This is a genomic window from Micromonospora sp. MP36 (genome assembly GCF_008119785.1).
Lineage (GTDB): Bacteria > Actinomycetota > Actinomycetes > Mycobacteriales > Micromonosporaceae > Micromonospora.
The window spans coordinates 1-7339 of sequence record NZ_VSFA01000192.1; the positions used below are offsets into that span (position 1 = coordinate 1).

General features: G+C 70.2%; 6 protein-coding genes. 5 read left to right on the forward strand and 1 reads right to left on the reverse strand.

Features of this window, described 5'->3' with window-relative positions; translation table 11 throughout:
- The coding region (locus FXF52_RS39810; RefSeq protein WP_148804815.1) for an aminotransferase class III-fold pyridoxal phosphate-dependent enzyme at positions 1-819 on the reverse strand (819 nt) is incomplete at its 3' end.
- Positions 820-947: 128 nt separating this feature from the next.
- Here FXF52_RS39810 and FXF52_RS39815 point away from each other — a divergent pair.
- The 5 genes from FXF52_RS39815 to FXF52_RS39835 all read left to right on the forward strand — a co-directional run.
- A complete protein-coding gene (locus tag FXF52_RS39815; protein ID WP_148804816.1) occupies positions 948-2552 on the forward strand; it encodes a PucR family transcriptional regulator ligand-binding domain-containing protein in 1605 nt (534 codons plus the stop codon).
- A gap of 244 nt (positions 2553-2796) precedes the next feature.
- The gene (locus FXF52_RS39820) at positions 2797-4356 is read left to right on the forward strand and encodes an NCS1 family nucleobase:cation symporter-1 (RefSeq protein ID WP_148804817.1); all 1560 of its coding nucleotides are present in this window, start codon (positions 2797-2799) and stop codon (positions 4354-4356) included.
- Positions 4353-5195 (forward strand): nitrilase-related carbon-nitrogen hydrolase, encoded by an 843-nt coding sequence (locus FXF52_RS39825; protein ID WP_148804818.1) that lies wholly within the window; start codon positions 4353-4355, stop codon positions 5193-5195. The genes FXF52_RS39820 and FXF52_RS39825 overlap by 4 nt, the downstream gene beginning before the upstream one ends.
- On the forward strand, positions 5192-6595 hold the full coding sequence (hydA, locus tag FXF52_RS39830) for a dihydropyrimidinase (RefSeq protein ID WP_148804819.1): 1404 nt from the start codon (positions 5192-5194) through the stop codon (positions 6593-6595). The genes FXF52_RS39825 and hydA overlap by 4 nt, the downstream gene beginning before the upstream one ends.
- A 12-nt stretch (positions 6596-6607) precedes the next feature.
- Positions 6608-7339: TIGR03842 family LLM class F420-dependent oxidoreductase (locus FXF52_RS39835; RefSeq protein ID WP_148804820.1), on the forward strand; the 732-nt coding region annotated here is incomplete at its 3' end.

Below are 7339 nucleotides of genomic sequence, written 5' to 3' on the forward strand. Positions count from 1 at the left end.
GACGGGTGAGTTCCCCAAGGCGTCGTACGACGCGCTGCGGGCGGCGCAGAAGTGCTCGCCGGTGCGGCCCCAGCCGGTCTGTACCTCGTCGGAGACGAGGAGGATGCCATACTCGTCGAGCACCTTCTTGAACTCGCCGAACAACCCGTCCGGCGGGGTCGCGAAACCGCCGACCCCCTGTATCGGCTCGACGATCATGCAGGCGACGTCGCCGGCCGTGGTCGTCTCGATGACCTCGCGCAGATCGGCGACGCAGGCCCTGATGTACTCCGCGTCGGACAACTCCCGGAACGGGCTGCGGTAGCGGTAGCCGCCATGCACCCAGCTCACCTTGACCGGGCTGAGCGCGCTGGCCGACCAGCCACGGATGCCGGTGACCGCGATCGTGGCGAAGGCGCGGCCGTGGTACGAGTTGCGCAGGGCGAGCACCTGTTCGCTGCGGCGGTGCTGGGTGGCGAGCATGAGCGCCGTCTCGTTCGCCTCGGTGCCCGAGTTGGTGAAGAACACCTTGGCGTCCGGGATGCCGGACAGCTGCGCGATCTTCTCGGCGAGCTCGACCTGCGACTTGATCAGGTACAGGGTGGAAGAGTGCAGCACGCCGGTGTCGACCTGCGCCCGGACGGCGTCGCTGATCTCGGCCACGTCGTAGCCGACGGCGTTGGTGAGGATGCCGGCGAAGAAGTCGAGGTAGGTCCGCCCCTCGCGGTCGGTGACCCGGCGGCCCTGCGCGCTGGCGATCTCGATGGGCTGCTCGTAATACAACGCCAGCCAGTTCGGCATCACGGATCGGTGTCTGGCCAGCAGCTCGCGGTGCGCCATGGCGTCCTCCCGTATCTCGTCCCCAGGGCGAGTGTGGCGGGAATCGTTGTCCAACCGCTATGGACAACCTGTACCGGTGTGGTCGCCGTGCCGTTACGTTGTGTGCATTCCCGCCTTGGGAGGCAGCGATGTATCCCTCCGTCGCAGAAGCCATCGCCCTGCCGGTGATCCGGCGCGCGAAGCCGCAGGTGGTGGCCGGTTCTGCCGGCATGGACGGCCGGGTGCGCTGGGTCCACGTGGCGGAGGTGGCCGACATCGCGCACCTGCTGCGCGGCGGGGAGCTGGTGCTCACCACCGGCATCGCGCTGCCCGACGAGGCCGCGGCGCTGACGCGGTACGTGGACGACCTGGCCGCGGTCCACGCGGCGGGGCTGGTGATCGAGCTGGTCCGGCGGTGGAGCGACCAGCTGCCGGAGGCGCTCGTGGCGGCGGCCAACCGGCACCGGCTGCCCCTGATCACGCTGGCGCAGGAGACGCCGTTCGTGTCCGTCACCGAGGCGGTGGTGGCGCTGATCGTCGACGCGCAGCTCGCCGAGCTGCGGGCGGCCGAGCAGGTGCACGAGACGTTCACCTCGCTCACCGTGGCCGGTGCGGAGCCGGCGGAGGTGCTGCGCGAGGTGGCCCGGATCTCCGGGCTCCCGGTGGTGCTGGAGACGCTGGGGCACGAGGTGCTCGCGTACGACGCGGCCGGCCGGGATCCCACGGAGCTGCTGACCGACTGGGCGCAGCGGTCCCGGTCCGTGGCCGCGCCGGAGCGGACCGCATACGACGAGGAGGCCGGCTGGCTGGTCACCATGGTCGGCGCGCAGGGCGCCGACTGGGGGCGGCTGGTCCTGCTCTCACCGGACCCGCCACCGCACCGGCACGTGGTGGTCGCCGAGCGGGCCGCGTCGGCGCTGGCGGTGCACCGGCTCGTGGCCCGGGACCGGGACAGCCTGGAGCGGCAGACGCACCGGATGCTGCTCGCGCAGCTGCTCGGTCAGGCCGTACCGCCGCCGGATCTGACCGCCCGGGCGGCGGCCCTAGGGGTCGGGCTCGAGCGGCGGCAGCTGGTCGGGATGGCCATCCGGCCGGCGACGGTGGCGCCCCGGGCCCCCGCGCTGGCCACCCAGGAGGTGTTGCGGGACCTCGCGGAGGCGACCGCGCTGGCGGCCCGGCGGGTGGCGGTGCCCGCGCTGGTAGGCGTGGTGGACGACACGACGGTGCGGGCGTTGTTGTCGTTGCCCGCGTCGGCCGGGGTCGACGCGGTGCTGCGCCGGTTGGCCCGGGAGGTGCACCGCTCCGCGGCCGGTCCGGTGCTGCTGGCGGTCGGCACCACCGTGTCGCACGTCGCCGAGGTACGCCGCAGCCTGGGCGAGGCCGCCCACGTGGCGGGGGCGGCCCTGCGCGCCCCCGGCACCCAGCTCTACCACCGGCTGGACAACGTGCGCCTGCGCGGCCTGCTGCACCTGTTGCGCGACGACGAGCGGGTCCGGGCGTTCGCGGACCGCGAGCTGGGCCCGCTGCTGGCGCGGGACGCCAACCACCACAGCCGGCTGCTGGAGCTGCTGCGCTGCTTCTGCGAGCAGGGCGGGAACAAGTCGGCGGCGGCCGCCGCCGCGCACGTGTCGCGGACCGCGTACTACCAGCAGTTGGCCCGGATCGCGCAGGTGCTCGGGGTGTCGCTGGAGGACCCGGAGTCGATGCTGTCGCTGTACGTCGCGCTGCTGGTGCACGAACTCGACGACGCGTGACGAGACGGCGCCCCCGCTAGGCCGCCGGAATCCGTCCACCGCACGGATTGACACGATCGCCGCGGGCATGCCGGTGGACACAGTGTGCCTTGATCATGGCAAGCGTGGACACTTTGCCACTGCCCGTGGTGGGTCCGTGACACTCACCATTCCGAGATAAAGATCGTGCTGTTCCGCCCCCATCCGCAGCACGCGCGCCGGTTGGCGGCGCCTGTTGCGGCAGCGCAACAGGGAGGTGACACCGATGGCCGTTGAACCCCTACCCAGCGAAGCCACCACGGTCGAGCCGGGCACACAGATCACCCATCCGGATGGCCGAGTGGAGCTGCGCGACTTCTCCACCATCGCCGACAGCCGCTACTTCAACGTGGAACTCGCGCCGGTGCCCATCGAGAAGCGCACCTGGAACACGTACAACTTCGCGGCGCTGTGGATCGGGATGGCGCACAACATCCCCAGCTACCTGCTCGCCGCCGGGCTCATCCAGCTCGGCATGAACTGGGTGCAGGCGTTCCTCACCATCACCCTGGGCAACCTGCTCGTACTGATCCCGATGCTGTTGAACAGCCACGCCGGCACGAAGTACGGCATCCCGTTCCCGGTCTTCGCCCGCGCGTTCTACGGCGTGCGCGGCGCCAACCTCGCGGCGCTGCTGCGCGCCTTCATCGCCTGCGGCTGGTTCGGCATCCAGACCTGGATTGGCGGCGAGGCGATCTACGCGATCGCCGGCAAGCTGCTGGGCTCCTGGTGGGTCGACGCCGCGCAGGTCATGGACCACCCGTGGACGCTGTGGGCGTCGTTCCTGGTGTTCTGGGCCATCGAGATGGCGATCATCTGGCGGGGCATGGATACCCTGCGCCGCTTCGAGAACTGGGCCGCGCCGTTCGTCCTCGTGGTCGCCGTCGCGCTGCTGATCTGGGTGCTGATCGAGGCGGGCGGGCCGGGCCCGATCCTGTCGCAGCCGTCGAAGCTGGGGTGGGGCGCCGCCTTCTGGAAGCTGTTCGCGCCGTCGCTGATGGCGATGATCGCGTTCTGGGCGACCCTGTCGCTGAACATCCCCGACTTCACCCGGTTCGGCGGCAGCCAGCGGCAGCAGGTGTACGGGCAGGTCCTGGGGCTGCCCACCACGATGTCGTTCTTCGCCATCCTGTCGATCGTGATCACCTCTGGCACGGCGGTGGTCTACGGCGAGGCGATCTGGGACCCGATCCAGCTGGCCGCGAAGTTCGAGAACCCGCTGGTCGTCGCGCTCGGCCTGTTCACAGTGGTGGTGGCCACGTTGTCGGTGAACGTCGCGGCCAACACGGTCAGCCCGGCGTACGACTTCTCCAACGCGGCGCCCCGCCTGGTCACCTTCCGGACCGGTGGCCTGATCACCGGCGTGCTCGGCATCCTGATCCAGCCCTGGCGCCTGGTGCAGGACCCGAACATCTACATCTTCGTCTGGCTCGGGTTCTACGGCGGCCTGCTCGGCGCGGTCGCCGGCGTGCTGATCGCCGGGTACTGGGTGCGCAACCGCACCCGCCTGCAGCTGCCCGGTCTCTACCGTCCCGAGGGCCGGTACTGGTTCTCGGGTGGCTGGAGCTGGACGGCGGTGGTCGCCACCGTCGTCGGCGCGCTCCTCGCGGTCGGGGGCGCCTACTCCGCGCCCGGCAAGGGCCCGTTCCCGACGGACGGGTTGATCCCGTTCCTCAAGCCGCTCTACGACTACAGCTGGGTCGCCGGTCTGGTCGGCGCGTTCGTGGTCTATCTGGCGCTGTCGGCACCGCGTGCCGGCCGCCATGCCAAAGGGGAGGTCAGGTGAGCAACATCGTCCGAGCCGGGTTGGTGCAGCAGAAGTGGACCGGTGACAAGGAGTCGATGATCGCGAACGCGGTCGAGGCGATCCGCCGCGCCGCGTCGCAGGGCGCGCAGGTGGTCTGCCTGCAGGAGCTGTTCTACGGCCCGTACTTCTGCCAGGTCCAGGACGCCGACTACTACTCGTACACCGAGGCGATCCCGGACGGGCCGACGACGGCGCTGATGCGCGAGGTCGCCGAGCAGCACGGCGTGGTGCTGATCGTGCCGATGTACGAGCAGGAACAGCCGGGGGTCTACTACAACACCGCCGCGGTGATCGACGCCGACGGCACCTACCTCGGCAAGCACCGGAAGAACCACATTCCGCAGGTGAAGGGGTTCTGGGAGAAGTTCTACTTCCGGCCGGGGAACCTTGGCTATCCGGTGTTCGACACCGCCGTGGGACGCATCGGCGTCTACATCTGCTACGAGCGGCACTTCCCGGAGGGCTGGCGGGCGCTGGGGCTGGCCGGCGCGAAGATCGTGTTCAACCCGTCGGCCACCAGCCGCGGCCTGTCGGAGTACCTGTGGCGGCTCGAGCAGCCGGCCGCCGCGGTCGCCAACGAGTACTACGTCGGGACGATCAACCGGGTCGGGGTGGAGCCGTTGGGCGACAACGACTTCTACGGCCAGTCGTACTTCGTCGACCCGCGCGGGCAGTTGGTCGGCGCGGCGGCGTCGGACACCGAGGAGGAGGTCGTCGTCCGCGACCTGGACATGGACAAGCTGGCCGAGGTCCGCGACCTGTGGGCGTTCTACCGCGACCGCCGGCCCGAGACGTACGAATCGCTGGTGACGCCGTGAGCATCGTCATTCGCAACGGAACGGTCGTCAACGCCACGGGGGCGTACCCGGCGGACGTGCTGGTGCAGGGTGAGCGGATCGCGGCGCTCGCCGCGCCGGACTCGGGCCTGGCGCAGCAGTGGGCGTCCGGCGCCGAGCGGGTGATCGACGCCGCCGGAAGGTACGTGGTGCCGGGCGGCATCGACGGGCACACCCACATGGAGATGCCGTTCGGCGGCACGTTCTCGGCGGACACGTTCGAGACCGGCACGGTCGCGGCGGCCTGGGGCGGAACGACGACCATCGTGGACTTCGCGGTCCAGGCCAAGGGCACCTCCCTGCTGTCCGCGCTGGACAAGTGGCACAGCAAGGCCGACGGCAACTGCGCCATCGACTACGCCTTCCACATGATCATTTCGGACGTGAACGACACGTCGCTCAAGGAGATGGAGGCCTGCATCGACGCGGGCGTCAACACGTTCAAGATGTTCATGGCGTACCCGGGGGTCTTCTACGCCACCGACGGGGAGATCCTGCGGGCGATGCAGAAGGCCCGCGACACCGGTTCGATGATCATGATGCACGCGGAGAACGGCATCGCCATCGACCAGCTCGTCGCGCAGGCGCTGGCCAGCGGGCGTACCGACCCGGTGCAGCACGGGCTGACCCGGCCGCCCGAGCTGGAGGGCGAAGCCACCTCGCGGGCGATCACCCTGGCCAAGGTCACCGGCGCGCCGCTGTACATCGTGCACCTGTCCGCCGCGCACGCTCTCGACGCGGTCACCCGCGCGCGGGACACCGGCCAGAACGTGTTCGCCGAGACCTGCCCGCAGTACCTGTTCCTGTCCTTGGACGACCTGGCCCGGCCCGACTTCGAGGGCGCGAAGTACGTCGCCTCTCCCCCGCTGCGCCCGAAGGAACACCAGGCGGAGCTGTGGCGGGGCCTGCGCACCAACGACCTGTCGCTGGTGTCCACCGACCACTGCCCGTTCTGCTTCAAGGACCAGAAGGAACTGGGTCGGGGCGACTTCTCCAAGATCCCGAACGGGATGCCGGGGGTCGAGCACCGGATGGACCTGCTCTACCAGGGCGTCGTGCGGGGCGAGATCACCCTGCCGCGCTGGGTGGAGATCAGCTCCACCACGCCCGCCCGGATGTTCGGCCTCTACCCGCGCAAGGGCGTCATCGCGCCCGGCGCTGACGCGGACATCACGGTGTACGACCCGACGGCCCGGCAGACCATCTCCGCCAGCAGCCATCACATGAACGTGGACTATTCCGCGTACGAGGGCATGGAGCTGACCGGGAAGGTCGCCACCGTGCTGTCCCGCGGTCGGGTCGTCGTCGACGACGGTGAGTTCCACGGCGTCGCCGGACACGGCACGTTCCTCAAGCGCGACCTCTGCCAGTACCTGGTGTGACAAGGAGTGACCGTGGACTTCGGTGTCGTACTCCAGACCGACCCGCCCGCCCGCGACGTCGTGGCCGGGCTCACCGCCGCCGAGGACAACGGGTTCCGCTACGGCTGGACGTTCGACTCCTGCGTGCTGTGGCAGGAGCCGTTCGTCATCTACTCGCAGGTCCTCGCCGCGACCAAGCACCTGATCGTCGGGCCGATGGTGACCAACCCGAGCACCCGCGACTGGTCGGTCACCGCGTCGCTGTTCGCCACCCTCAACGAGATGTTCGGCAACCGCACGGTGTGCGGGATCGGTCGGGGCGACTCGGCGCGGCGGGTGATCGGCCAGCCGCCGGCGAGCCTCGACACGCTGCGCCGGGCCATGCACGTGATCAAGGAGTTGGCCGAGGGGCGGGCGGTCGAACACCACGGCACGCCGGTGCGCATCCCGTGGGTGCGTGACGGCCGGCTGGAGATCTGGATGGCCGCGTACGGCCCGAAAGCACTGCGGCTGGTCGGCGAGCAGGCCGACGGCTTCATCCTGCAGACCGCCGATCCGGACATCGCCCGCTGGACGATCGGCTCGGTACGCGACGCGGCCATCGCCGCCGGCCGGGACCCCGACGCGATCACCATGTGCGTGGCCGCGCCCGCGTACGTGGGCACGAACCTCGCCCACCAGCGGGACCAGCTGCGCTGGTTCGGTGGCATGGTCGGCAACCACGTGGCCGACCTGGTCGCCCGTTACGGCGACTCCGGGATGGTG

Bases quoted from the DNA above. Each gene is read 5' to 3' on its own strand.
- FXF52_RS39820 (WP_148804817.1), top strand. From the start codon at position 2,797: ATGGCCGTTGAACCCCTACCCAGCGAAGCCACCACGGTCGAGCCGGGC.
- FXF52_RS39815 (WP_148804816.1), top strand. From the start codon at position 948: ATGTATCCCTCCGTCGCAGAAGCCATCGCCCTGCCGGTGATCCGGCGC.